Source organism: Niveispirillum sp. BGYR6, from assembly GCF_027568365.1.
In the GTDB taxonomy this organism is placed as follows: domain Bacteria; phylum Pseudomonadota; class Alphaproteobacteria; order Azospirillales; family Azospirillaceae; genus Niveispirillum.
In genome coordinates, this window is sequence record NZ_JANLNL010000002.1 from 770,756 (window position 1) to 795,676 (window position 24,921).

21 protein-coding genes and 1 riboswitch are annotated in these 24,921 nt (G+C 64.1%); of the genes, 7 read left to right on the forward strand and 14 right to left on the reverse strand.

What is annotated here, in order from left to right; translation table 11 throughout:
* The first annotated feature begins 15 nt into the window (after window positions 1-15).
* Window positions 16-1,434, forward strand: coding sequence for an FAD-binding oxidoreductase (locus PCJ49_RS07585; protein WP_269910396.1), 1,419 nt, complete (start codon window positions 16-18; stop codon window positions 1,432-1,434).
* On the opposite strand, the gene PCJ49_RS07590 is transcribed toward PCJ49_RS07585, so the two are convergent.
* The 7 genes from PCJ49_RS07590 to PCJ49_RS07620 all read right to left on the reverse strand — a co-directional run bounded on the left by PCJ49_RS07590 (window position 1,423) and on the right by PCJ49_RS07620 (window position 8,692).
* Window positions 1,423-2,439 (reverse strand): patatin-like phospholipase family protein, encoded by a 1,017-nt coding sequence (locus tag PCJ49_RS07590; RefSeq protein WP_269910397.1) that lies wholly within the window; start codon window positions 2,437-2,439, stop codon window positions 1,423-1,425. The two genes, PCJ49_RS07585 and PCJ49_RS07590, sit on opposite strands and share 12 nt — an antisense overlap.
* A gap of 103 nt (window positions 2,440-2,542) precedes the next feature.
* Window positions 2,543-3,364 carry a ferritin-like domain-containing protein gene (locus tag PCJ49_RS07595; RefSeq protein ID WP_089286377.1) on the reverse strand — a complete coding sequence of 274 codons (822 nt, stop codon included), beginning with the start codon at window positions 3,362-3,364 and terminating at the stop codon, window positions 2,543-2,545.
* 166 nt (window positions 3,365-3,530) lie between these two features.
* Window positions 3,531-3,959, reverse strand: a complete 429-nt coding sequence (atpC, locus tag PCJ49_RS07600) for an ATP synthase F1 subunit epsilon (RefSeq protein ID WP_089286376.1) — start codon at window positions 3,957-3,959, stop codon at window positions 3,531-3,533.
* Window positions 3,960-4,064: 105 nt separating this feature from the next.
* Window positions 4,065-5,504: a F0F1 ATP synthase subunit beta gene (atpD, locus tag PCJ49_RS07605; protein ID WP_089286375.1), complete on the reverse strand. Its 1,440-nt coding sequence runs from the start codon at window positions 5,502-5,504 to the stop codon at window positions 4,065-4,067.
* A gap of 165 nt (window positions 5,505-5,669) precedes the next feature.
* Window positions 5,670-6,557 (reverse strand): F0F1 ATP synthase subunit gamma, encoded by an 888-nt coding sequence (locus PCJ49_RS07610; protein WP_269910398.1) that lies wholly within the window; start codon window positions 6,555-6,557, stop codon window positions 5,670-5,672.
* Window positions 6,558-6,602: 45 nt separating this feature from the next.
* Window positions 6,603-8,132 (reverse strand): F0F1 ATP synthase subunit alpha, encoded by a 1,530-nt coding sequence (gene atpA / locus PCJ49_RS07615; RefSeq protein ID WP_089286373.1) that lies wholly within the window; start codon window positions 8,130-8,132, stop codon window positions 6,603-6,605.
* Complete coding sequence (locus PCJ49_RS07620) at window positions 8,132-8,692, reverse strand: F0F1 ATP synthase subunit delta (protein WP_089286372.1); 561 nt, start codon at window positions 8,690-8,692, stop codon at window positions 8,132-8,134. Before PCJ49_RS07620 ends, atpA begins: the two co-directional genes overlap by 1 nt.
* 416 nt (window positions 8,693-9,108) lie before the next feature.
* Here PCJ49_RS07620 and PCJ49_RS07625 point away from each other — a divergent pair, with 416 nt between their 5' ends.
* The gene (locus tag PCJ49_RS07625) at window positions 9,109-9,429 is read left to right on the forward strand and encodes a hypothetical protein (protein ID WP_089286371.1); all 321 of its coding nucleotides are present in this window, start codon (window positions 9,109-9,111) and stop codon (window positions 9,427-9,429) included.
* A gap of 15 nt (window positions 9,430-9,444) precedes the next feature.
* Here the strand turns inward: PCJ49_RS07625 and PCJ49_RS07630 are convergent, their stop codons facing one another.
* A complete protein-coding gene (locus tag PCJ49_RS07630) occupies window positions 9,445-10,347 on the reverse strand; it encodes a YegS/Rv2252/BmrU family lipid kinase (RefSeq protein WP_269910399.1) in 903 nt (300 codons plus the stop codon).
* A 263-nt stretch (window positions 10,348-10,610) separates the two neighbouring features.
* Here PCJ49_RS07630 and PCJ49_RS07635 point away from each other — a divergent pair, with 263 nt between their 5' ends.
* From PCJ49_RS07635 to PCJ49_RS07650, 4 genes are all read left to right on the forward strand, one after another.
* Complete coding sequence (locus tag PCJ49_RS07635) at window positions 10,611-11,396, forward strand: UDP-2,3-diacylglucosamine diphosphatase (protein ID WP_089286369.1); 786 nt, start codon at window positions 10,611-10,613, stop codon at window positions 11,394-11,396.
* On the forward strand, window positions 11,393-12,421 hold the full coding sequence (locus PCJ49_RS07640) for a glycosyltransferase family 1 protein (RefSeq protein ID WP_269910400.1): 1,029 nt from the start codon (window positions 11,393-11,395) through the stop codon (window positions 12,419-12,421). Before PCJ49_RS07635 ends, PCJ49_RS07640 begins: the two co-directional genes overlap by 4 nt.
* 71 nt (window positions 12,422-12,492) lie before the next feature.
* Window positions 12,493-12,748: riboswitch (cobalamin riboswitch) on the forward strand.
* Between the two features lie 325 nt (window positions 12,749-13,073).
* Complete coding sequence (locus PCJ49_RS07645; protein WP_269910401.1) at window positions 13,074-15,056, forward strand: TonB-dependent receptor; 1,983 nt, start codon at window positions 13,074-13,076, stop codon at window positions 15,054-15,056.
* On the forward strand, window positions 15,056-16,624 hold the full coding sequence (locus PCJ49_RS07650) for a PepSY domain-containing protein (RefSeq protein ID WP_269910402.1): 1,569 nt from the start codon (window positions 15,056-15,058) through the stop codon (window positions 16,622-16,624). The genes PCJ49_RS07645 and PCJ49_RS07650 overlap by 1 nt, the downstream gene beginning before the upstream one ends.
* On the opposite strand, the gene PCJ49_RS07655 is transcribed toward PCJ49_RS07650, so the two are convergent.
* The 6 genes from PCJ49_RS07655 to dgoD form a co-directional block, all read right to left on the reverse strand.
* On the reverse strand, window positions 16,591-16,944 hold the full coding sequence (locus tag PCJ49_RS07655; RefSeq protein WP_269910403.1) for a DUF1428 family protein: 354 nt from the start codon (window positions 16,942-16,944) through the stop codon (window positions 16,591-16,593). The two genes, PCJ49_RS07650 and PCJ49_RS07655, sit on opposite strands and share 34 nt — an antisense overlap.
* 88 nt (window positions 16,945-17,032) lie before the next feature.
* Window positions 17,033-18,976, reverse strand: coding sequence for a S9 family peptidase (locus PCJ49_RS07660; RefSeq protein WP_269910404.1), 1,944 nt, complete (start codon window positions 18,974-18,976; stop codon window positions 17,033-17,035).
* A gap of 101 nt (window positions 18,977-19,077) precedes the next feature.
* Complete coding sequence (locus PCJ49_RS07665; protein WP_269910405.1) at window positions 19,078-20,313, reverse strand: tetratricopeptide repeat protein; 1,236 nt, start codon at window positions 20,311-20,313, stop codon at window positions 19,078-19,080.
* 60 nt (window positions 20,314-20,373) lie between these two features.
* Entirely contained in the window at window positions 20,374-21,249 is an 876-nt protein-coding gene (locus PCJ49_RS07670) for a LysR substrate-binding domain-containing protein (protein ID WP_089286364.1), read from the reverse strand.
* 4 nt (window positions 21,250-21,253) lie between these two features.
* Window positions 21,254-22,267: a sodium-dependent bicarbonate transport family permease gene (locus tag PCJ49_RS07675; protein ID WP_269910406.1), complete on the reverse strand. Its 1,014-nt coding sequence runs from the start codon at window positions 22,265-22,267 to the stop codon at window positions 21,254-21,256.
* 187 nt (window positions 22,268-22,454) lie between these two features.
* A complete protein-coding gene (gene dgoD / locus PCJ49_RS07680; RefSeq protein ID WP_269910407.1) occupies window positions 22,455-23,597 on the reverse strand; it encodes a galactonate dehydratase in 1,143 nt (380 codons plus the stop codon).
* A 183-nt stretch (window positions 23,598-23,780) separates the two neighbouring features.
* On the opposite strand from dgoD, the gene PCJ49_RS07685 reads away from it, so the two are divergent.
* Window positions 23,781-24,857, forward strand: a complete 1,077-nt coding sequence (locus tag PCJ49_RS07685; RefSeq protein WP_269910408.1) for a PA0069 family radical SAM protein — start codon at window positions 23,781-23,783, stop codon at window positions 24,855-24,857.
* Window positions 24,858-24,921 lie beyond the last annotated feature (64 nt).

Consider the following 24,921-nt stretch of genomic DNA (forward strand, 5'->3'; position numbering starts at 1 on the left):
CGGGAAACTGCCCCCATGTCCCCTGCCGACCTGCTTGCCCGCATCGCGGACCTGATCGGACCCGCCCATGTGCTGACGGACGCGGCGGACATGGCCCCCTTTGCGGTTGAGCAGCGACGTCGGCAAGCCTCCCACCCCGCCGCCGTGCTGCGCCCCGCTGACACGGCCCAGGTGGCCGCCATCGCCGCCCTGGCATCGGCGGCGGGCGTGCCGCTGATCCCCCAGGGCGGCAATACCGGTGTGGTCGGCGGCACCGTGGCGGCGGCGGATAAGGGGGCCTTTCTGCTTAATCTCGGCCGGTTGAACCGCATCCGTGACCTGGACGCGGCGGATTATACGGTGACGGCAGAAGCCGGCTGCATCCTGGCCGATCTCCAGCAGGCAGCCCAGGCGGCAGACCGTTATTTCCCGCTTTCCCTGGGCTCTGAAGGCACCTGCCAACTGGGGGGCAATCTTTCCAGCAATGCCGGCGGCATCCTTACCCTGCGCTATGGCAATGCCCGCGATCTGGTTTTGGGGCTGGAGGTGGTGTTGCCTGACGGGCAGGTCTGGAACGGGCTGCGGCGTCTGCGCAAAGACAATACCGGCTATGACCTGAAACACCTGTTTTTAGGGGCAGAGGGCACGCTGGGCATCATCACCGCCGCGACGCTGAAACTGTTCCCCCGGCCCCGGCAGGTGGAAACCGCCCTGATTGGCGTGGCTTCCCCCGCCGCTGCCGTCGCCCTGCTGGCGCAGGCGCGGGCCGGCACGGGCGATCTGTTATCAGCGTTCGAACTGATGCCGCGTTTCGCGATAGATGGCGCCCGTGACCTGCTAGGCCGCGACCATGACCCGCTGGCCAGCCCCCACCCCTGGTACGTGCTGCTGGAAGTCGCCAGCGGCATTGCGGGGCCGCTGGTGCGGCAGATGGTGGAAAGCACACTCAGCGATGCGGTGGAAAGCGGGCTGGCCCAGGATGCCGTGCTGGCCGAGAGCGGGGAACAACGCCGCCGGCTCTGGCAAATCCGCGAGGGCCTGCCGGAGATCGGTCGGGCCATTGATGGCGCGGTGCATACCGATATTTCGGTGCCGATCAGCCGCATCCCGGATTTCCTGGACAGGGTGATTCTGGCGCTGGCCGACTTCATGCCCGGCCTGCGCCCCTACCCGTTCGGCCATGTCGGCGATGGCAATATCCATTGCAACATCGCAAGGCCGGAGGCGATGGACAAAGCCAGTTTCCTGGCCCATGCCCCCGCCATCACCGCCATCATCCATGCCGAGGTGACGCGCCAGGGCGGCAGCATCAGCGCCGAACATGGCATCGGCAATCTGAAGGTGGCGGAAATGGCCCGGCTGAAAGACCCGGTGGAACTGGCCCTGATGCAGCAGATGAAGGCACTGCTGGACCCGGCCGGGATCATGAATCCGGGAAAGCTTCTATCCCTGTAACCAGATGGTCGCCTGCTTGCGCCCCTGCACTTTCAGGGCCGCCAGATATTCCTGATCGACCCGCAGACCATCCAGTTCCTCCACCGCCTTTGAATCGGGGTCGATGGCCAGCAGGTGCAGGCTCTCCGGCCGGTCGCGGTGGGCCAGCTTTTCCCGCACCAGGGCAATCTCCGCCTCCAGCGGGCGGGAGAAGGTGATCTCGTTCAGCCGCTCGCGGATGGCATCGGCCGTCTTCGGCGTTTGAGAAGCGCGGTTGGGCATGGCCTGCACCACCAGGATTCGCCCCACGGCCGGCCCTTCCAGCAAGGCCGCCACCGGTGGGTTCAGCGTATAGCCACCATCCCAATAGGCCTCGCCCTCAATCTCCACAGCCTGATGAATGGCTGGCAGGGTGGTGGAGGCCAGCAGCGCCTCCAGGCTGATATCGCCATTGGTGAAGACGCGCGGGCTGCCATCCCGCACGCGGGTGGCAGAAATATAGAGACGCGGTGCGGTTTTCTGCTTCAGCGCCTGGAAATCCAGCACCTCGGCCAGAATGTCGCGCAACGGATTGATGCCCAACGGATTCAACGCATAGGGGGAGAAAAAGCGCGTGGCCATCTGCAACGCCGCCGCATTGACCGCCCGCACCACGCCGCTGGCCGGCCAACTGGGGCAGAAGCCCAGGGAGCCGGCACCACATTCCCCCACCTTCTGCCACACCAGATCCAATGTGGCCCGCGCCCCCGCCGGCCCATCGGCAGCCCAGCCACAGGCGAAGGCCGCCGCATTTACCGCCCCGGCACTGGCACCGGATAGGCGCACCGGGCTGAAACCCGGCTCTTCCAGCAGCCGATCCAGCACGCCCCAGGTAAAAGCCCCCAGGGAGCCACCGCCTTGCAGCGCCAGCGCCATCCCTTCGGGGCGATTCGGGCGCACGGGAGCGGGTGGTGGTGGCGGGGGCGCCACCGGCGATGCCGGGGGCGCCTTGCGGCGGAACCCGCCGATCAGCTTTTTCAACACCATGATGCTCGCCCGATTGCTGCGCTGCACAATAACTTGGTCAGTCAACGGGCGTTACGCAAGCGTCAAGGGGCGGGGCAGCCATGCCCCACCCAAACACCGATGATCAGGCCGCCAGCTTGGCGCCACCTTCGGCCTTCTTGCGCATCCGGCTATAGGCGAATTTTGACGCGATGCTGTGCAGCCAGCCCTGCGGCTTCAGGCCCGATGCCTTGAACACCATGGCCACCATACGGTCCAGATGCTGTGGCTTGTAATAGGAGTAAGCCAGCTTGGTATATTCGCTGTAATTCTCGCTGCGCTGGTAAGGCCGCGTCCAATAGTTGGCCGCATAATAGGCATAGGCCAGCTCGTCATCCTCTGTCTCGTTGATGCGGGACAGGCTGACCATCAGCCGCTGAAACCGGTTCAGCTTCTCGCTTTCCAGATAGCGTTTCAGGTGGTCATAGAACAGCTTGTAATGGCGCAGCTCATCGGCCGCGATATGGCGGCAAATCTGCTTGAACACCGGCTCTTCGGTATCGTCACCCAGGGCCGTGTAATAGCTGGAGGTGCCAGTTTCCACGATGCAGCGGCTGACCAGCTCGCCCGCCCGGCTGCCCCGGCGGGAGGCATCAACCGAGGTCTCCACCTGATAACCTTCACGGAAGCGCGTCACCGCCGCCTGGAAATCCCAGCTGGGATCGACGCGCTGCGCCCAGGCACCCAGTGCCTCTCCATGCTGAACTTCTTCCACCGCCCAATCACGGGCGACCTGGCAGAATTCCGGGTCGTCGCGGAAGACATTGCACAGATAGTCGGCATAGATATGGCCGTTATATTCGACCAGCGCTGCGGCCTTCGCCAGCTTCACCTTGTCAGGGTCGACCTTCGACGGGTCGAACTTGTCCCAGGGGAGACCCTCGATGGTCCAGTGCGTATAAGCCATGGTAACGGCCAGCTTTCCTGATGCGAAACGAATCCAGGCCAACAGATTGGCAAGAGATCGACAAAAAGCAACGGGGGCGCCAAGCGCCCCCGTGATAATCAATCGCAAAAACCCGTGGCGTGACAGATTTGTTACGCCTGTCGGCCGAAGCCGACATTGATCGGGATCAATGCACGCTCTGACCGAAGAGTTCCAGCTTGGCCTGGGCGATCGCCAGTTTGGCTTCCACCGCATGGCGTTCGCCGTCGCTCTTGGCGTCTTCCAGATCTTCAGACAGATCGGCGATCTGCTTTTCCAGCCCACCCTTGTCCTGGCGGCGCAGGGCCTCCAGATCGGTAGCTTCCTCGGCCAGCACGGTCACGCGATCTGCGGTGATTTCACAGAAGCCACCGGCCACGAAGATACGCTGGGTAACGGTCACCATGTCGTTACCATAGATGTCGATGACACCCGGCTTGACGGTGACGATCATCGGCGCATGGCCCGGCAGCACGCCCAGGGCGCCTTCGGCACCCGGCACCACCACCATGGTCACCGGCTGCGACACCAGCAGCTTTTCCGGCGACACCAGCTCGAATTCAACCTTGTCGGCCATGGCTCACACCTTGGGTAAAACCGTAAGAAGGGGCGAGCCCCTCCCTAGATGGTCACCTTCCCCACCCGATTGGCGGAGAAGGCTTCCTTATAATGATGACGAGGCTCAGGCGGCCTCGGCAGCCATCTTGCGGGCCTTCTCGACGGCACCTTCGATGGTGCCGACCATGTAGAAGGCCGCTTCCGGCAGGTGGTCATAGTCGCCGTTGACGATGCCCTTGAAGCCCTTGACCGTGTCTTCGATGGACACCAGCACGCCGGGGGTACCGGTGAACACTTCGGCCACGTGGAACGGCTGGGAGAGGAAGCGCTGGATCTTGCGGGCGCGGGCCACGACCAGCTTATCTTCTTCCGACAGTTCATCCATGCCCAGAATGGCGATGATGTCCTGCAGGGCCTTGTACTGCTGCAACACCTGCTGGACCTTACGGGCCACGCTGTAATGCTCTTCACCGACAATGCGCGGGTCCAGCGCACGCGACGTGCTGTCCAGCGGGTCCACGGCCGGGAAGATCGCCATTTCGGCGATCGAACGGCTCAGCACCGTGGTGGCGTCCAGGTGGGCGAAGGAGGTGGCGGGCGCCGGGTCGGTCAAGTCGTCGGCGGGCACGTACACGGCCTGCACAGAGGTGATCGACCCCTTCTTCGTGGAAGTAATGCGCTCCTGCAGGGCGCCCATGTCGGTGGCCAGCGTCGGCTGGTAACCCACGGCGGACGGGATACGGCCCAGAAGTGCGGACACTTCGGCGCCGGCCTGGGTGAAGCGGAAAATGTTGTCCACGAAGAACAGCACGTCCTGGCCTTCCTGATCACGGAAATATTCCGCGACGGACAGACCGGTCAGCGCCACGCGGGCACGGGCACCGGGCGGCTCGTTCATCTGGCCATAGACCAGCGCCACCTTGGAGCCGAGCGTGTCGTTCTCGTTCAGCTTGATAACGCCCGAGTCCACCATTTCGTGGTAGAGATCGTTACCCTCACGGGTACGCTCACCCACGCCGGCGAACACGGAAACACCACCGTGTGCCTTGGCGATGTTGTTGATCAGTTCCTGAATGGTCACGGTCTTGCCGACGCCGGCGCCGCCGAACAGGCCAATCTTACCGCCCTTCAGGTACGGGGCCAGCAGGTCGATGACCTTGATGCCCGTGACCAGGATTTCCGCCTCAGTCGCCTGTTCAGCGAAGCTCGGCGCATCGCGGTGAATGGAAGCGACGTTGGTCAGGTCAACCGGACCACGCTCGTCAATCGGCTCACCGATGACGTTCAGGATGCGGCCCAGCGTGGCGGGACCGACCGGCACGGTAATGGGGGCGCCGGTATCCGTCACCTTCTGACCGCGGACAACACCATCGGTGGTGTCCATGGCGATGGCGCGGACGGTGTTTTCGCCCAGATGCTGCGCCACTTCGAGCACCAGGGTCTTGCCCTCGTTCACCGTGTGCAGGGCGTTCAGGATGGGCGGCAGTTCTGCGTCGAACTGAACGTCCACGACGGCGCCCAGCACCTGGGTGATGCGGCCGACCGCGTTGCTCGTATTAGCCATGGGGCAAGCTCCCTCGGAACCCAATATCTGACAGTCGTCTTGGAACTAATACCACGGTCAGGAAATCCTGGCCGTGGTATCCGCGCCGACTGGCGCGGCGGCGGCACATGCCGCCGAAGTCAGTAAATTCTGACAAGTCAGAATTTACTGACACTGGTATAGGACTTAAACCGCTTCCGCACCGGAGATGATTTCAATCAGCTCCTTGGTGATGGTCGCCTGGCGGGTGCGGTTATAGATCAGCGTGTACTTCTTGATCATTTCGCCGGCATTGCGCGTCGCATTGTCCATCGCCGTCATCTGCGCGCCGAAGAAGGAGGCTGCGCTCTCCAACAGGGCGGAGTAGATCTGGATGGCGACATTGCGCGGCAACAGATCAGCCAGGATGCTCTCCTCGTTCGGTTCAAATTCATAAACCGGACGGACGGAGGCATCAGCCACCTCGACCGCAGCCTGGGGGGCTGCGAACGGGATGATCTGCTGGAGGGTGACCTCCTGCGTGATGGCCGACTTGAACTTGTTGTAGATGATGGTGGCGATGTCGAATTCACCGGCCTCAAACATCTCCAGCAGCTTGGCGGTGATCATGTCCGCGTCAGCATAAGAGAGGCGCTTCTTACCCACTTCCTCAAAGGAAGCGGTAATCAGCGAGGGGAATTCACGACGCAGCAGGTCGCGGCCCTTGCGGCCCACGCACAGCAGCTTCACCACCTTGCCCTGAGCCTGAAGCGACAGGATCTGCCGCTTGGTGGCCCGGACGATGGAGCTGTTGAAACCGCCGGCCAGACCACGGTCGGCCGTCATCACCACCAGCAGATGCACCTGGTCATTGCCCGTGCCCGTCATCAGACGGGGGCCGCCCGGACCGCCCGCCACATTAGCGGCGAGCGATGCCAACATGCGGCCCATGCGCACCGCATAGGGCCGACCAGCCTCTGCCTGTTCCTGGGCGCGGCGCAGCTTGCTGGCCGCGACCATCTTCAGGGCAGAGGTGATCTTCTGCGTCGACTTGACGCTGGTGATCCGGTTTCGGATGTCCTTCAAGCTCGGCATAACGGCCCTACGCTTTCAAAGACCCGTTCAATCGGGACTGTTGGATCAGGCAAAAACCTTGGAGAAGTTTTCGAGGAAAGCCTTCAGCTTTTCCTCAGTCCCCTTGGAGATCGCCTTCTCGGTGCGGATCGCGTCCAGGATGTCGGCACCCTTGGCGCGGACCTCGTCCAGGAAGCGGGCCTCGAAGCGGTTCACATCCTCGGTCTTCACCTTGTCCAGGTAGCCCTTCACGCCGGCGAAGATCGACACCACCTGCTCTTCCACCGGCAGCGGGCTGAACTGCGGCTGCTTCAGCAGCTCGGTCAGGCGCGCACCGCGGTTGAGCAGACGCTGGGTGGAGGCGTCCAGATCGGAAGCGAACTGCGCGAAGGCAGCCATTTCACGATACTGGGCCAGTTCCAGCTTGATGGTGCCGGCAACCTGCTTCATCGCCTTGATCTGCGCGGCGGAACCGACGCGGGACACAGACAGACCCACGTTGATGGCCGGGCGGATACCGCGATAGAACAGACCGGTTTCCAGGAAGATCTGACCGTCGGTGATGGAAATCACGTTGGTCGGGATGTAGGCCGACACGTCACCGGCCTGGGTTTCGATGACCGGCAGAGCGGTCAAGGAGCCGCCGCCATTCTCATCGTTCAGCTTGGCCGCACGTTCCAGCAGACGGGAGTGCAGATAGAACACGTCGCCGGGGTAAGCTTCGCGGCCCGGCGGACGGCGCAGCAGCAGCGACATCTGACGGTAAGCAACGGCCTGCTTGGACAGATCGTCATAAACGATCAGCGCGTGCATCCCGTTGTCGCGGAAGAATTCGCCCATGGCCGCACCCGTATAGGGGGCCAGGAACTGCAGCGGCGCCGGCTCGGAAGCGGTGGCGGCGACGACGATGGAATATTCCAGCGCGCCGTTTTCTTCCAGGGTCTTGACGATCTGCGCGACGGTGGAGCGCTTCTGGCCGACCGCAACATAGATGCAGTACAGCTTCTTGCTCTCGTCGTCGCCCTTGTTGATCGCCTTCTGATTGATGAAGGTATCCAGCGCAATGGCGGTCTTGCCGGTCTGGCGGTCACCGATGATCAGCTCACGCTGGCCACGGCCAACCGGCACCAGGGCGTCAATGGCCTTCAGGCCAGTCTGCATCGGCTCATGCACGGACTTGCGCGGAATGATGCCGGGGGCCTTCACTTCCACGCGGGTGCGCACCACGTCGGTCAGCGGACCCTTGCCATCGATCGGGTTGCCCAGACCGTCAACCACGCGGCCCAGCAGGCCACGGCCGACGGGGACTTCCACGATGGCGCCGGTGCGCTTGACGATGTCGCCTTCCTTGATCTGACGGTCGGAACCGAAAATCACGACGCCGACATTGTCAGCCTCAAGGTTCAGGGCCATGCCCTTCACCCCGCCCGGGAATTCGACCATCTCGCCGGCCTGCACATTGTCCAGACCATGGACACGCGCGACGCCGTCGCCAATGGACAGCACCTGGCCAACTTCGGCGACATCGGCCTCGTTGCCGAAGTTCGCGATCTGCTGCTTCAGGATCGCGGAAATCTCAGCGGCGCGGATTTCCATTATCCAACCCCTTTCATGGCGAGTTTCAGCTTGTTCAGCTTGGTGCGCACGGAACTGTCAACCATGCGGGAACCGATTTTGACGACCATCCCGCCAATCAGCGACGGATCGATCCAGACGTCGAGCTTGATCTTGCCACTGGCGCTCGGATCGATCGCCGCAGCCAGAGCCGCCCATTGTTCGTCGCTCAGCGGACGGGCAACCGTCACGCGTGCCGTGGATTCACCGCGACGACGGGCAAGTTCGGCCAGAAAACCGTCCATCATGCCCGGCAACGCCGCCAGCCGGCGGCTGCGCGCCACCAAGCCAATGAATTTGCGCACAAGCTCACCCACGCCAGCGGCGGCCAGAACCGCCTCCATGGCGCGTTCCTGATCGCCACGGGCGAGCAGCGGGCTGCCGATCAAGCGGCGGAGATCCGCGCTTTCAGCGAGCAGAGCCTTGACGAGCGAGAGATCCTGGGCCGTCTGGTCCAGAGCCTGCTGCTCGTCCGCGAGATCGAACAAGGCGCTCGCATAGCGAGAGGCGAGTTCGGATACGCCAGTCCCTTCGGTTGCCACCTGGTAACCCCGGTTGTGTCCGTGGACCCTGAATAATTTCAGGATGTTAGCAATAAGCCACCTTGCCGGAAGAGGACCTTCCGACGTTGAGCGAGCGTGCATGTAACACAGCCCCAGCCCCTACGCAACTGGTCCGGCTGGATTTGGGCTATGCGGTTTTGCGCCGCGAACCGCCAAAAAACGCCGATCTGCGGCGTTTGGGGCGGGCGATCCGACGAAGGTGCAAGGGCGCCTTGCGCAGGTGCGAGATGATAATGCCATTGGTATAGGGTGGGCCCATCCGTGGCCAACCTATACGAAGGCGTTGATCTTGCGGGCTTCTCCGTAAAGTTCCCGTTAACCGGTTGCGCGCCAGTTTGGACAGAACAAAGGCCAGATTATGGCCGCCCTCATTCCTTCGTCCAAGGTGCCCGGCCATGTGTCTCGTCATCCCCTTCCCGGTTACCCGTTTCACCCCCGATGATGTTGCCTGCTGGTCCCGGTTGGCCGAGGACAAGGTGCGCCGGGGATTGTGGCAGCCGCACCGCCGGGTCAGCAGCCGCGACAATGACAGTTTCCTTGTCAGCTTTCCCGATGCCGAACGGCCAGTCTTCAAGTTTGAACGGGATCGCAGCGGTACCTACCGCCTGAGCTTCAATGATCGGCGCGGCTGGCACCCGATCGGGGTTGGGGCAACGGCCGAGGAATGTCTGGCCGTCTGGGACCAGCCGCGCCGCCGCGACGCCGCCGCCAGTTAACTGCCTTGCCCCACTTTATACTGTGTCCGGTGACAGCACGTTCAAGGGAATCGGCAAGCGTTCAATCCGCAGGGGCAGCCGGGCGATGACATCGCCATCACCCTGCACCGGCTCCCCCGCCGGCCCGTCGATCTCCACGGCGGTAACAGGCAGGATGCTGACATCCCGACGCTTCGGGATCAGCCCCAGTACCATGGCAGACGCATAGGACAAAGCCGCCAGCCGCCCCGGCCGCTGGAACAGCACCAGTTGAAAACTGGTGGCATCCAGCCGTGCGTCTGGGGCCAGCACGAAGGTGCCGCCATAATAATGCCCGTTGCAGATGATGGCGCTGGCCCCTTCCAGGGCCGTCACCGCCCCATCCGGGCCGGTGGCCCGCACCCGATAATCACAGCGGGGGCCGGCCATGATCTCCCGCAGGGAGCCCAGCGCATAGGCGCCCTTGCCCAGCCGGCGCTTCACCACCGGATCGATACCGGCCACCACACGCGCATCCATGCCCACCCCGGCCATCTGCACGAACAGCCGGCCATTGGCCCGGCCCAACCGGATGGGCCGGGCCGACGCGGTGGCCAGCCAGCGCCCCACCATCCCCGCCTCGGCCGCCATGCCCAGTTCATGCGCCAGCACATTGGCCGTGCCCAGCGGCACAATCCCCAGGGCCGGTAAGGACAGTCCGGCCACCAGCGCCGCCCCAACCATACCGTTGATCACCTCGTTGATGGTGCCATCACCACCCGCCGCCACAATGACGTCAAAACCACCGGAGCGCACGGCCGCCGCCGCCATGCGCTCCGCATCGCCGGCGGCCGTCGTCGCCGACAGCTCGATTCCCGCCCCCGCCCCCCGCGCAGCGGCCAGGGCACGGTCCAGATAGCCCGGCCGCCGTCGCCCCGCCGTGGGATTGAAGATGACCAACAATCGACGTCCTGGCGCAGAAACAGGCAAAGCCGCCCCATTATGACGATCGGATGAATGGATCATGTATTCATCATGACTGTCCGAAGAAGATTTGAATAACATGAGGTTCTTCACCGCTCATATGGTGGTCAATCGCCCGGAGTGCCGATATAGAACCAGCAAGCTGTCGATAGATAGTCTTAAGCCATGACAATAACAATATGTGGATGAGACGGTTTATCGGGGTGGGGGATTGGGGTTGACCGGCCATGGGGGCAGTCATGCTGGGCGACGAAGACGTCAAGCGTTACCGGACGATCTGGCTTTCCGACATTCACCTGGGCACCCGCGGGTGCCAGGCGGAAATGCTGCTGGATTTCCTGAAACATACCGAGTCGGATCGTCTCTATCTGGTCGGCGATATCGTCGATGGCTGGCGGCTGAAGAAAAGCTGGTACTGGCCACAGGCGCATAATGACGTGGTGCAGAAGGTGCTGCGCCGCGCCCGCAAGGGCACCCAGGTGATCCTGGTGCCCGGCAACCATGATGAGGCTTTCCGGGAATTTGTCGGGCTGCAGTTCGGCGGCGTCACCATCCTGGAAGACACCATCCACGAGGCCGCCGACGGCAAGCGCTATCTGGTGATCCATGGCGACCAGTTCGACGCCGTGGTGCGCTATGCCAAGTGGTTGGCCTTTGTCGGCGACAGTGCCTACACCTTCCTGCTGTGGCTGAACACGGCAGTGAACAAGGTTCGCCGCAAGCTGGGTTTCCCCTACTGGTCGCTGTCAGCCTATCTGAAGCACAAGACCAAAAAGGCCGTCGAATTCATTGGCGATTACGAAACCGCGCTGACCGACGAAGCGCGGCGGCGGCAGGTGGATGGCGTCATCTGCGGCCATATCCACCATGCCGAAATGCGCGACATGGACGGTGTTCTCTATGTGAATGATGGGGACTGGGTCGAATCATGTACCGCACTGGTGGAACACATGGACGGGCGGCTGGAAATCCTGCGCTGGGCGGATATTGTCGCCTCCCGCACGGCGATGAAGGCGGCAGCGTGAAGCTGTTGATCGTCACGGATGCCTGGCATCCGCAGGTCAACGGCGTCGTGCGCACCCTGACGACGACGCGGGCCGAACTGGAACGGCTGGGCCATCGGGTGGAGGTGATCTCCCCCGACCGGTTCCGCACCATCCCCATGCCGACATATCCGGAAATCCGCCTCGCCCTGGCCCCCGGCCGGCGGGTGCGGCAGATGATTGAGGCGGCCCAGCCCGACGCCATCCATATCGCCACCGAAGGGCCGCTGGGCTTCGCCGCCCGGCGTTACTGCCTGAAACGCGGCCTGCCCTTTACCACCGCCTATCACACCCGTTTCCCGGAATATGTGCGGGATCGCGCGCCAGTGCCGCTGCGCCTTTCCTATGCCTTTGTGCGGCGGTTCCATTCGCCAGCCCATTCGGTGATGGTGGCCACCGCCAGCATTGAGGCTGATCTGGTGCAGCGCGGCTTCACCAATATTCGCCGATGGTCGCGCGGGGTGGATACCGAGCTGTTCCGCCCGCGCGACAAGAGCCTGTTCGACCATCTGCCCCGCCCCGTCTTCATCTCGGTCGGCCGGGTGGCGGTGGAAAAGAATATTGAGGCGTTCCTGTCGCTGGACCTGCCCGGTTCCAAGGTGGTGGTGGGCGACGGGCCGCAGCGGGCGGAGCTGCAGGCCAAATATCCCGGCGTCATCTTTGTCGGCGCCAAGCATGGTGAGGAGCTGGCCCGGCATTATGCCGCCGCCGATGCCTTCGTCTTCCCCTCGCGCACCGACACGTTCGGGCTGGTGCTGCTGGAGGCGCTGGCCAGCGGCCTGCCGGTGGCGGCCTTCCCCGTGCCCGGCCCGCTGGATGTGATCGGCAGCCATCCGGCCGGTGTGCTGGATACGGATCTGCGCCGCGCCTGCCTGAAGGCGCTGGAAATTGATCCCGCGCTGTGTCGCGACCATGCGCTGACCTTCTCCTGGCAGGCCTGTGCCCGCCAGTTCCTGGCCAACCTGCGCCCCTTCACGCCGGAAGGCTTGGCCGATCAGGCGGCTTGATCGCGATCCGCCTTGGCTCACGCCATCACGGGCCGGCGCGGCATAATCTGCCGTTGCCGGCCCGTTTTGATTCGGTTATGCCTAAAGCCGGTGGCGCTTAACCTTTCATGCCACCAACCATCAACACGCCGGTACCGGGAACACAGTGCGGGTCATCTGACCCAAATCTGCGGCTATCCCTGTAACTGTAAGCGGCGAGCGTGACAGACGGGCGGGGCCGCAACCCCGCAGCCACTGGGCACCCCCTGAAAGGGGCCATGCCTGGGAAGGTGTCTGTCAGGCGATGACCCGCGAGCCAGGAGACCGACCGGCGCTGTGTCGCTCTCTGCTTTGGCTCAGGGGTTGGCCGGGGCACGGGTTCACTCTCGTCTTGAGCGACGACCGAGCGGCGGGGGCCGCATCGGAACGTGCCGACGGGTGCCTGGCAACAGGCGCGTCCGACCGCTGGCGCGCGCCTGTTCGCCTGCCGGCGAGATGCCCCCTGCCCTGTTGCAGTGTCGCCAGACGGGGCTGTCGTCGGGGCTTGGACCCGCGCGGCGAAACAGTGCCGGGAACGCGATCTGTAACAGTTTCGGAACAGTAATTAACTCCCGCGGACGGGAGCGAATGTTACGGCAACTGAATGATCGCGCTCATGCATTGTGGGGAACCAATGACAAATAACCAGGTATCCCGGCTGGCCCTGATGGCCCTGGCCGGTCTCACCACCCTGCCCGCCGCTGCCACCGTGGAGATGGCGCCGACCGAGGAAATCATCGTCACCGGCCGTTCGCTGGAGGAAACGCTGCCCCAGGAACTGGCCGCCTATGGCAGTGATCTTGAAATCATCGGCGAACGGCAGATCAAGGAAGGGGGCTTCCGCGATGTTTCCCAGGCCCTGCAGATGCTGACCCCCGGCCTTTACCTGATGCCGCATTCCGGCCCCTTCTCCTATCTCGATATCTCGCTGCAGGGGTCGCGCACCCAGGATGTGCTGTGGCTGGTGGATGGGGTGCGCATCAATAACCGGCTTTACGGCACCACCACGCCGGCCGACACGCTGCCGGCCAGCATGGTGGAACGGATCGAGGTGCTGAAGGGCGGGCAAAGCCTGTTCTTCGGCACCCAGGCCGCCGCCGGCGCCATCAATGTGGTGACGCGCGGCTTCAGCGACACGCCGGACGGGCAGGCCAATATCGGCTTTGACACGCGCGGCACCTATCATCTGGATGGCTATGTCCGGGGCCGCATTGATGCGCATAAGCTGGTGCTTTACGCCACCAAGGAAAAGGCGGAGGGCTATCGCCCCTATACGGTGATGCAGCCCAGCGCCACCCAGCGCGACCGCGGCTTTGATGTCCGCTCCGCCGGGCTGAAATATGGCACGGAACTGGCCGAAGACCTGTCGCTGGAACTGTCCTATCAGCATACCGACGCCAAGGTGGATTTCGCCACCCCGGCCCGCACCTTGCTGAATTACAATGACCGGGACGAGGAGATTGCCAGCCTGCGGCTGGATTACACGCCGACCGGCATCGCCCAGTTCTTCCTGAAAGGCTATTTCCATGATTGGGATACGAAATACGCCAATATCCAGAACAGCCTGACCGGCGGCCCGCCAGTGGTGATCAACCCGCCCGGCACCTATTGGGGCTATCGGGATTACGGGGTGAACGGGGTGCTGAAACTGGCCCTGCATCGCGGCGTGGATTACCTGCTGGGCTATGATTTCCAGAATTTCCATGGCCGCGATGATGTACTGCTGATCGCTGGCAAAACCGAACAGGTTCATGCCGGCATCCTGCAAATCCGCAGCAATGATGATCTCTCCAGCGATCTGAAGCTGGCGGCCGGCGTCCGCTATAACCACACCGATGCCGCCGACAGCACGGTGTGGAATGTCAGCGGCCGCTATGATTTCAGCGAGGCGCTTTATCTGGAGGGGGTGGGCGGCACCTCCTTCCTGTTGCCCAGTGCTGAACAATTATTCGCGGTTGATCCCTGCTGCGCACGCGGTAACCCGAAGCTGGCCCCCGAGCGCAGCCTGTCCGCTAACCTGTCGCTGGGCGGTGCGCTGGAAACGGCGGGCCGGATCACCTGGCAGGTGACCGGCTTTGCCCGCCGCATCAATAACCTGATCACCGACAGCTACAGCAACCCCGCCTTCCCGGACGGGATTTACATCAATGAAGACCGCAAGGTGCAGGTGCGCGGCGGGGAGTTCCAGGTCGGCTGGCAGCCGGATACGGATTGGCGGCTGGATGCCAGCTATACCCATACCCGCTCCCGCAACCAGGGGTCCGACCAGCAACGCGACCGCATCCCGACGGATTTCGCCAAGGCCGGTATCTCCTATCAACCGGTCGACCGGCTTTTCGGTGCCGATCTGGCGGTAAGCTGGACCGGGGATAGCTGGCAGACAGTCAGCGGCTTTGGTCGGCGTAATTACGGCAACCATGTCGTCACCGATCTGGGGGCCCATCTGTTCCTGGACAGTGAGCGGCGGCACCGGCTGGGGGTACGGCTGGAAAACCTGTTTGATGAAGAATACTCCACCCGGCTGGGCAGTGCGGCGGCCGATGCCGGCGGGCGCTTCCTTTATGGTTATCGCGGGGTGCCGCGCACCCTGCATGTCAATTACGGCGTCCATTTCTGATGCCGGCCAGCCTTGTGCACAAGCGTCGCCCGCCGCCCGCCCATTGGCGGGCGGCGGTGCTGCGCGCCACCGTCTGGGCCCATCGCTGGTTGGGCGTGGGCCTGGGCCTGGTCATGCTGGTCTGGTGCCTGTCCGGCTTTGTCATGATGTATGTCGATTATCCACGGCTGACGGCGGAGGAACGTCGGCTGGGCCTTGCCCCCCTGGACCTGAGCCAGCCGCTGGCCGACCTGTCCGCCAGCCTGCCGGCGGAAACCCCATTGGCCGGCTTCCGCCTGGAAATGCTGGGCGACCGGCCGGTGCTGCGCCTGCAACCCGTCGGCGGGCGCGGCCCCCGGCCAGGGGAACAGATGCGGGCAACACCCCTGCTGCTGGACGCCGTGACCGGCCAGTCGGTGGCCGCGCTGACGGCAGAACAGGTGGTGACACTGGCCAATGATGCCGCCCGGCGCAGCGGCATTGCCGGCAGGGCAGAGGCCGCCGAGCTGATCGAGGCGGACCAATGGACGGTGCAGAATGCCCGGCGCCACCAGCCGCTCTACAAGGTGCCCTTCAATGATGCCGCCGGCAGCGTGCTCTATGTCGCCGGGGCCAGCGGGGAACGGGTGCAGCAGACAACCCGCTGGGAACGGTTCTGGGGCTGGCTGGGGGCGGTGCCGCACTGGCTCTACCCCACCTTGCTACGCCAGCAGCCGGTGCTGTGGACGCAGGTGGTGATCTGGCTGTCGCTGGCCGGCTGTTTCCTCACCCTGGCCGGGATCATCATCGGGCTGGTGCGGCTGCGGCGGCGGGATGGCAGCCTGTCCATCCCCTATCGCGGCCTGTGGCGCTGGCACCATGTCAGCGGGCTGGTGGCCGGGCTGCTCACCCTTTCCTGGGTGGCATCGGGCCTGCTCTCCATGAACCCCTGGGGGCTGCTGGACAGCGAAGCCGGTGGCCAGTGGCGGGGCCGGCTGGCCGGCACGCTGACGGGGGTTGATGCCGCCCATGCCCTGGCGCTGGCCCCCGGTCTGGCCCTGCCCCCCGATACGGTGATGCTGGAGGCGGTGCCGCTGGGCGGACGGCTGCACCTGACGGCGGTGACGCGGGATGGTCTGATCCAGCGCTTCGATGCGGGGGGACGGCCCGCCCCCCTGACGGAAGCAGACATCAGCGATGCCATCACCACCAGCAGCACCCGCATTGCGGAACTGACCCTGCTGAGCGAACCGGACGATTATTATTACGCGCATAAGGGCATTGTCACCCTGCCGGTCTGGCGGGCCATCCTGGCGGATGCGGAGGCAACGCGGCTTTATATTGATGCCGGTTCCGGTGCCTTGCTGCGGGCCTTTGATGCCCCGGCCCGGCAGTTCCGCTGGTGGCAGGATGGGCTGCACCGGTTGGATTTCGCCTGGATGCGGGCGCGTCCCCTGTGGGATCTGCTGGTCATCCCGGCCCTGGCTGCCGTCAGCCTGCTTTGCGCCACCGGCAGTTGGATGGGCCTGCGACGGCTGGGGCTGAAACGCCGCCGCCGTCGCAAGCCCGGCGGGATTCAGCGCACCACGATACTTTCAAACCCGCCATAGATCATGCGTTTGCCATCAAAGGGCAGACTGGCGGGATCACAGTTCAGGCGCGGGTCGGCCATCACCTTGGCGTTGATCTCGTCCCGCGCCTGACGCGACGGATAGGTGATCCAGGCGAACACCACCACCTCTTCCTCCTTTGCCATCACAGCGCGGGGGAAGGAGGTGAGTTCGCCATAGGGCACATCATCGGCCACCGCCTCCAGATAGGAGAGCGCGCCATGGTCGGTCCAGACCTCGGCGGCGGTACTGGCCAGGGCCTTGTAATCGTCCAACCGGTCCTTGGGCACCGCGACGATGAAGCCATCAACATAGGGCATGGGTTTCCTCCGTCCTTGGGATTGTTTTTCTGCCAACAATCCCAAGGACGGGTGAGGCTGCCGCGATCCGACAGGCTGCCCGAAAAAATCAATTCCCGATCTGCGCCTTCAGGAACCGTTCCCAGGCGGTCATGATCCGGACCATATCCTCCCGGTTCATCGGGTAATGGTCCATTTCCTTGATTTCAATATACTCCACGGCCTTTCCAGCCTTCAGCAGTGCCTTTTCCATGTCCCGGCTATGGCCGACATCGGCCTGCACATCCCGGTCGCCATGGATCAGCAGAACCGGCACCTTGATCTCAGCCGCCCGATGCACCGGGGAATTGCTGGGATCAAATCCATCGGCCTCCCCAAAGATGCGGTCGCGGTTATAGTTCTTGGTCCGCACTTTGCGCAGATCATTATAGAGCCGCTCCATATTGGCGACCGGTGCGGTGGCCACGGCGCATTTGAACAGGTCCGGCGTCTTCACCGCACCCATCAGCGCGGCATAGCCGCCATAGCTCCAGCCCAGGATGCACATGCGGGCGGGGTCGGCATAGCCCTGGGCCACGGCCCATTGTGCGGCATCGGTGACATCATCCTGCATCAGCCCGCCCCATTGGCGATATCCCGCCTCCAGGAACTCGCCCCCCATGCCGGTGGAGCCACGGAAATTGGGCTGGATCACAGCATAGCCACGGTTGGCCAGGAACTGCGACAGCACGTCAAATTCCCCATCATCGCGGCTCTGGGGACCGCCATGGGGCATGACGATGAAGGGCAGGTTCTTTTCCCCCCGCCCGACCGGCAGGGTGAGATAGGCGGGAATCTCCTGTCCATCCCGCGCCTTGAAGGTTACCGGGCGGCGGGCGGCCACAGCGTCTGTCGGCAGACCGGGGTAACTATCGCCAAAAAACTCAAACTTCTTACTGTCGCGGAAGAACAACCGATAGACCGTGGGTTCCGTCAGGGAATAGCTGGCGACCAGCGCCACCTTGCCATCATCGCTGACATCGATGATCACCTCGCGGCTATTGGGCACCACCTTGTCCAGCTTTTCCTGCATATCCTGGGTCACCGGGTCCAGCCAACGGCGCTGCGGCAGGTCATCGGTCCATTGGAAGGCAACCACGGCCCCCTGCTTCATCACCGCCCCGCCGATCGAATATTTCGCATCCTCCAGCAGACGCGGCCCCAGTTTTTCCTTGTCCAGGTCATAGGTATGGATGCCTGAACGGTCGCTGTCTTTCGTGTTGGTGGCGATATAGAGCTGCTTCCCATCGCGGGAGAAGCCCAGCACATCAAAAATGCCATGGCGGATAATGTCCGCCCGCTTCATCGGCCGGTAGGACTCATCCGCGCTGTCACGCAGCATATAGGTCATCACGCCGGTACGGTCGTTATAGGTGCTGGCGATGCGCACCTCGCCCGTCGGATCAGGCAGATATTCGCTGAGATTAGGCAAGGCGCGACGCACGCGGCTATATTGACCGGTATAGACGTCCAGCCGCACCACATCGGGTTCCGGCTGGCCGCTGGTGGGAAACAGGGCCAGCACATGCTCCCGGTCAATGAATTGCAGGATGGGGGTAGCGGTCAGATAATATCCCCCCGTCTCCGCACCCCGTTTCAACAGAAGCTTGGCGTTGGACCCGTCGCGGTTGATGGCGATCAGGCGCTGGAACCGGATGGGCATGACACCCATGCCGGTCGGCACCTTCTGTGTCGCCATGGCGGACAGGATCAGCCGTTCCTCATTCACCCAGTCAATCTGGATGATTTCCGCCTCATCCGGCGGGGCGAATACGGCGGGACGCTCGCCAGGGGCCGGGTGGGTTTTCTGTATCGCCAGATGCTGCCGCCCCTTCAACGGGGCGAGATAGGCGACATATTCACCATTTGGCGACAGGCTGATCACGCGCAGGCTGGCCGGATTGGCGAAAATTTCCACCGCTGCCGGGGCGGGTGCCGGCTGCGCCCAGCCCGGCAGCGACCAAACCGACAAGCCCACCACAAGCACCAAGGCAGCCTTGAATGTGAAACGCAAGATGTCCCCCCCCTGCAGCCCCGGGGTTCTGCCCCAGGAACCGCATAATCTTATAGAGGGGTTTTCTATTCGGCAATTCCCCTATTGCCTGTATCGACGCCTCACCTTTTACCTTGGGCTAACAGGGGCCACAGCGTGCTCAACCGAGCCTCGTCGCTGTCGGCTGGAATGGCTGCCAGGGTCTGTTCGGCCAGCTTGGGCTGGCCGGCCTTGTAGTAAAGCATACCCAACCACAGGCGGGTGCGGGCCGGCAGGCGGGGCTTGCCCTTCAGGGCTTGCTGCAACAGGTCGATACCCTGATCAAGCTGCCCCAGCATGGCGCGGGCCATGCCCACCTTGGCCAGGGCATTGGCATCCTTGGCGGCGATGGCCTGGCGCTGCTGTTCATCAATTGCCTTCTTCTGGGCATCGGCCTGTTCGCGGACATAGGCGCGCAGCCGTTCCTGCCGCTCCAGCTTCGGCCCCGGCTGGCCCAGCAGCCCGCTTTGCCAGCCCTTGTCCAGAATGGTCACGGCCTCACCCGGTGTCCCTTCTGCGGCGGCGCGTTGTGCCGCCTCCGTATATGAATCGGGGTTCTCATAGGCATCGGCCGCCAGTTTCAGGCGAATCCAGTCCATGTCCAGCCGATCGGGGATGGGTTTCTGCTTTTCCATGGCATCGAACAGGCGCTGCCAATTGTCCCGGCTGCTTTGCGCCGCCAGTTGCTGGCGCAGGGTCTTGATATAGCCGTCGGTATTGCCGGTGCCGAACTCAGAGGCAGCCAGGAGCTGCAGCATATGGGCATCGGGCTTGCGCCCGGCGGCCTGCGCCTCCGTCACCATGGCCTGGGCCAGCTTGGATGATTTGGCGAAATTCTTGCTGCGGTAATAGGCCTCCGCCAGCATCTGGCGGAAACCGTCGCTGCGCGCCCCCGCCGCCAGGGCCTTTTCCCCAAAGGCCGCCGATTTGGCGTAATCGCCATGGCGGTACCAGAGCTGGGAGAGGGTCTCCAGCGCCCCCGCCTGCTGGTCGGGCGGCAAAGGCACCAGCTTGATCGCTGCCTCAAAGGCGATGGCCGCCTTGTCGAACTGGCCCTGCGCCTTGTAGATGGCGGCGCGCATCTGCTCCACCGCCCATTTCTCATCCGGGGTGATGGATTTGACGGCAGCCGCCTTCTCCACCTCTTTCACTGCCTGATCATAGCGCTTCTTGGCCAGCGCCTCCCCGGCCGCCTTCAGGGGCGTGCCCACTTCCGGGCTGACGGAGATGGCCGCCAGGGCAGGCAGGACCGCCAGAGCCATGACCGTGGCGGCGGACAGCAGGCGGCGACGGAGGGCAACCAAGGCGACGGAACGCATCTCTTCTCCCAGGGAAACAGCAAGAGCCATACCCTGATGTGCGTCGAAATGTCGGCCTGTTCAACCCTGAATGACGCGTCCACCCTCCAGGGAGCGGACAATATGTTCAGCCAGCAGGTCCACCGCTTTGGATACCGCCCCCGGCCGACGGTGCAGGGCGATCTCCATATCCGCCAGATCGGGCATGTTTTCCACCACCTGAAAACCGGCGGCCAGCAGGTCGCGCGACAGGATGGTGACGCCCAACCCGGCACTGACGGCCGCTTGGATGCCGTTCAGGCTGGGGCTGGTATAGGTGATGCGCCAGGGCATCCCGGCGCGGTCCAGCGCTTCCAGCGCGCGGCGGCGGTAAATGTCGGGCGCGGGGGCCAGCACCAGCGGCACCGGCTGGCCCGGTTGCAGCAGCAGCCGGGCGGATGCCGCCCAGACCAACGGTTCCCGCCAGACCCGCACCCCGTCACCGGCCCCGCGCGGTTCCCGCTTGCACAGCACCAGATCGTAATCACCCTGGGCGAAGCCATCCAGCAGGTTGGCGGTAAAGTCGCAGCGCACTTCCAGCGCCACCTGCGGATGGGCGCGGGCGAATCGCCACAGCACATCGGGCAGGTGTGCTGTGGCGAAATCCTCCGGCGTACCCAGGCGGACCACACCGCCGACATCCGGTTCCATCAGCACCGCACACGCCTCCCCCGCCAGCCCCAGCAGGCGGCGGGCATAGGCCAGCAGCACCTCCCCGTCCCCGGTCAGGGCGAAACCCCGCCCGTCACGCTGGAACAGCCGCTTGCCCAGCCCGTCTTCCAGCCGCTTCACCTGCAGGCTGATGGTGGACTGGGTGCGGCCCAGCCGTTCGGCAGCCCGGGTGACGCCGCCGCTTTCGGCAATCGTCACCAGGGTGCGCAGCAAATCCAGATCGAACGGCGGCAGGGGTGTCGGCATCAGGTCAGCCCAGGATGGCGCGGCTCAGCGCAAGATAGAGGGGGATGCCGACCAGGATATTGAAGGGGAAGGTAATAGCCAGCGAAAGCGGCAGCGAGAGGCCCGGATCGGCATCCGGCAGGGCATGGCGCAGCGCCGCCGGCACCGCGATGTAGGAGGCCGAGGCGCAGAGCGTGACCAGCAGCACCGTATCCCCCAGTTCCAGCCCCAGCGACAGCGACGCCGCCATCCCGATGGCCGCCCCCAGCAGCGGCATGATGAAGCCGAAGGCAATCAACCGGGGGCTGAGGGAGGCGGCCTGCCGCAGCCGGCTGGCCGCCAGGAAACCCATTTCCAGCAGGAACAGGCTGAGCGCGCCATCCCAGGGGGCCACGAACAGGCCGGCCAGCTTGTCCAGCCCCGGCTTGCCGATCACCAACCCCACCAGCAAGGAGCCGGCCAGCAGCAGCACCGAACCGTTCAGCGCCGCCTCCCGCACGGCAGCCCCCAGCCGGCTGCCGCCGCCATTGCCACCGCCGATGGAAAGGGTGACGGTGCCGCCCTGGCCATTACTGCCCGCCGCCGCAACCGCGCCGCCGGCCATGCCCGCCAGCAGCAGGCCAGAAATGATGGCCGGCCCTTCCATGATGGCCAGTGCCGCCACCATATGCCCACCGAACGTCACCCCCTGCGCTTCCAGCAGCTTGGTGGCGGTGACAAAGGTGACCAGACTGACGGAGCCATAATGCGCGGCAATCGCCGCGGCATTGGTGCGATCCAGACCCACCGGCCCGCGCAGCAGGGCGAAACCCAGCACCGGCATGGTGAAGCTGAGCAAGGCCGCCGTGATCAGCAGCGGCAGCACCTCCCCCATCGCCGCCCCGGACAGGGCCACCCCGCCCTTCAGGCCGATGGCGACCAGCAGATATGCTGCCAGCGCCTTGCCGAACCCTTCCGGGAACGGGATTCGGGCACCGGCCAGCGCGATGGCGGCACCCAGAATGAAAAACAGGATCGGGGCGGACAGCAACACGTCCATTTCAACATCTCCCACACAGCACAAAGGGCCGGGAACGACCCGCTGCGCCGCAACATAGGGGGGAGGTGTTATTTTGTGAAATTGATATGTTTTTCGTTATTCATTGAATTTTTCAATGTTACTCTACATCCCGTCATCCTGGCACAAGCCAGGATGACGGGATGGGATGTTCAGAACAGCAACAACCTCACCACTCCGCCAGGCTGCCATCGGGCAGGCGCCAAGCCGGGTTGCGCCAGCGGTGCGGGGTGCGGGCCATTTCGCGCACCAGTTCCTCATTGATCTCCACCCCCAGACCGGGGCCGGTGGGGGCGGCGACGAAGCCGTCGGTCAAGGCAAAGATCGACGGGTCGCGCAGGTAGGTCAGCAGGTCATAGCCGCCGGTATTGTAATGGATGCCCAGCGACATTTCCTCGATGATGAAATTGGGGGTGGAGACGGCCAGCGCCAGACAGGAGGCAAAGGCGATCGGCCCCAACGGGCAATGCGGGGCCAGGGCCACATCATAGGCTTCCGCCATGGTGGCGATGCGCTTCACCTCTGAAATGCCGCCGGCATGGGACAGGTCGGGCTGGATGATGTCGACAATGCCCTGGGTCAGGAAGGGCTTGAAATCCCAGCGGCTGTAAAGCCGTTCGCCCAGCGCGATGGGCAGGGTGGTCAGGCCCGCCAGCTGGGCCAGCCCCTCGATATTCTCCGACAAAAGCGGTTCTTCGATGAACAGCGGGCGCAACGGCTCCAGGGCGGCGGCCAGCTGCTTGGCCATCGGCTTATGCACCCGGCCATGGAAATCCAGCCCGACATCCAGCCCCTGGGCCTGCACGGCGGACGCGCGGGCCAGCACCCCGTCAATGTCGCGGCTGGTGGCCAGCCAGTTCAGTTCTGCCGTGGCATTCATCTTCACGGCGCGGAAGCCCTGGTCGCGGCGCAGGCGGGCGGCTTCCGCCACCTCATCCGGGCGGTCGCCGCCGATCCAGGCATAGCATTCGATCTTGTCGCGCACCATGCCGCCCAGCATCTGCCAGACCGGCGTGTTCAGCGCCTTGCCCTTGATATCCCACAGCGCCTGATCCAGCCCGGACAGGGCCGACATCAGCACCGGGCCGCCCCGGTAAAAGCCCAGGCGATAGGCGGTCTGCCAGACATCCTCAATCCGGGCGGCATCGGCGCCAATGAACCGGTCACGCAGCGATTCGAAGGCACCTTCCACGGCTTCCGCATGGCCTTCCAGGCTGGCTTCACCCCAGCCGACCAGACCGTCATCGGTCTCCACCCGCACGAACAGCCACCGGGGCGGCACCTGGAACAGTTCAATGCGGGCGATCTTCATGGCGCTTTCCGTTCTGCATGGTGGTGTTGCACCGCTTTGGGTGCTGTTTCCTCTGCCGGGATTCTTAGCTTTTGCCGCATCGCTCGGCAATTCATTTCTCATATAAATATGCTTTTGAATGGCTGCTTGCCTTGTCATTCATAGATGATATGTTCATGCATTGTTCTCATCTGGGGCGGCGTGATGGATGAACTGGCCTGGCGGGCGGTCAAGGGGCGGGCTGCCATCAGCAATGAAAGCTCGCGTTTTGAACGTGAACGCCGGGTGCCGGTGGATGATGGCTGGGGGGAGGGTGAGGCGGAGACCGTCGGCCCCCGTACCCGCATCCTGCCGGACAGGGCGCGCACGGTGATCAGCACCAACCAGTCACCCGATGTGCCGTTCGACCAGTCGCTGAACCCGTTCCGGGGCTGTGAGCATGGCTGTGTTTATTGTTTCGCCCGCCCCACCCATGCCTATCTGGGCCTGTCGCCGGGGCTGGATTTTGAGACGATGCTGTTCGCCAAGCGCGATGCCGCCGCCCTGCTGACGCGGGAATTGCGGGCCAAGAACTATGTCTGCCGGCCGCTGGCCATCGGTGCCAATACCGACCCCTATCAGCCGATTGAACGCAGTGAGCAGATCACCCGCTCGGTGCTGGCGGTCTGCCGCGATTTCAACCAGCCGGTCGGTATCATCACCAAGTCGGCGCTGGTGCTGCGCGATCTGGATATTCTGGCGCCGATGGCGGCCCAGGGGTTGGCGCGGGTGGCAATCTCCATCACCACGCTGAACCGCGATCTGGCCCGCCATATGGAACCCCGCGCCAGCACACCCACCCGCCGTCTGGCGGCGGTGCACGAACTGGTAGCGGCGGGGGTGCCGGTCACCGTGCTGGCCAGCCCGATGATCCCGGCGCTGAATGATCATGAGCTGGAGGCGATTCTGGAAGCGGCGGCCGGGGCGGGGGCAAGCGGTGCCAGCTATATTTTCCTGCGCCTGCCGCTGGAAATCGGCCCGCTGTTTGAAGAATGGTTGCGCCAGCATTATCCGGATCGGGCCGACCGGGTGCTGTCGCTGGTGCGCCAGTCGCGCGACGGGGCGCTCTATCAGGCGGATTTTGCCAGCCGCATGAAGGGAACCGGCCCCTATGCCGCGCTGCTGCGCGCCCGCTTCCTGGCGGCGGCCAAACGGCTGGGCCTGAGCGGCCGGCGCTGGGAGATGGATTGCAGCCGCTTCCAGGTGCCGCCGGCACCAGGGGACCAGTTGAGCCTGTTGTGAGCCGGGTTACGATGGGTGGAACGCATCGTAACCCGGCACGGCGGCGACTGCCGCCGCGCGGCCC

Coding starts and splice junctions, on each gene's coding strand:
- PCJ49_RS07585 (WP_269910396.1), top strand. CDS start 16: ATGTCCCCTGCCGACCTGCTTGCCCGCATCGCGGACCTGATCGGACCC.
- PCJ49_RS07590 (WP_269910397.1), bottom strand. CDS start 2,439: ATGGTGTTGAAAAAGCTGATCGGCGGGTTCCGCCGCAAGGCGCCCCCG.
- PCJ49_RS07595 (WP_089286377.1), bottom strand. CDS start 3,364: ATGGCTTATACGCACTGGACCATCGAGGGTCTCCCCTGGGACAAGTTC.
- atpC (WP_089286376.1), bottom strand. CDS start 3,959: ATGGCCGACAAGGTTGAATTCGAGCTGGTGTCGCCGGAAAAGCTGCTG.
- atpD (WP_089286375.1), bottom strand. CDS start 5,504: ATGGCTAATACGAGCAACGCGGTCGGCCGCATCACCCAGGTGCTGGGC.
- PCJ49_RS07610 (WP_269910398.1), bottom strand. CDS start 6,557: ATGCCGAGCTTGAAGGACATCCGAAACCGGATCACCAGCGTCAAGTCG.
- atpA (WP_089286373.1), bottom strand. CDS start 8,132: ATGGAAATCCGCGCCGCTGAGATTTCCGCGATCCTGAAGCAGCAGATC.
- PCJ49_RS07625 (WP_089286371.1), top strand. CDS start 9,109: ATGTGTCTCGTCATCCCCTTCCCGGTTACCCGTTTCACCCCCGATGAT.
- PCJ49_RS07635 (WP_089286369.1), top strand. CDS start 10,611: ATGCTGGGCGACGAAGACGTCAAGCGTTACCGGACGATCTGGCTTTCC.
- PCJ49_RS07645 (WP_269910401.1), top strand. CDS start 13,074: ATGACAAATAACCAGGTATCCCGGCTGGCCCTGATGGCCCTGGCCGGT.
- PCJ49_RS07650 (WP_269910402.1), top strand. CDS start 15,056: ATGCCGGCCAGCCTTGTGCACAAGCGTCGCCCGCCGCCCGCCCATTGG.
- PCJ49_RS07655 (WP_269910403.1), bottom strand. CDS start 16,944: ATGCCCTATGTTGATGGCTTCATCGTCGCGGTGCCCAAGGACCGGTTG.
- PCJ49_RS07665 (WP_269910405.1), bottom strand. CDS start 20,313: ATGCGTTCCGTCGCCTTGGTTGCCCTCCGTCGCCGCCTGCTGTCCGCC.
- PCJ49_RS07670 (WP_089286364.1), bottom strand. CDS start 21,249: ATGCCGACACCCCTGCCGCCGTTCGATCTGGATTTGCTGCGCACCCTG.
- PCJ49_RS07675 (WP_269910406.1), bottom strand. CDS start 22,267: ATGGACGTGTTGCTGTCCGCCCCGATCCTGTTTTTCATTCTGGGTGCC.
- dgoD (WP_269910407.1), bottom strand. CDS start 23,597: ATGAAGATCGCCCGCATTGAACTGTTCCAGGTGCCGCCCCGGTGGCTG.
- PCJ49_RS07685 (WP_269910408.1), top strand. CDS start 23,781: ATGGATGAACTGGCCTGGCGGGCGGTCAAGGGGCGGGCTGCCATCAGC.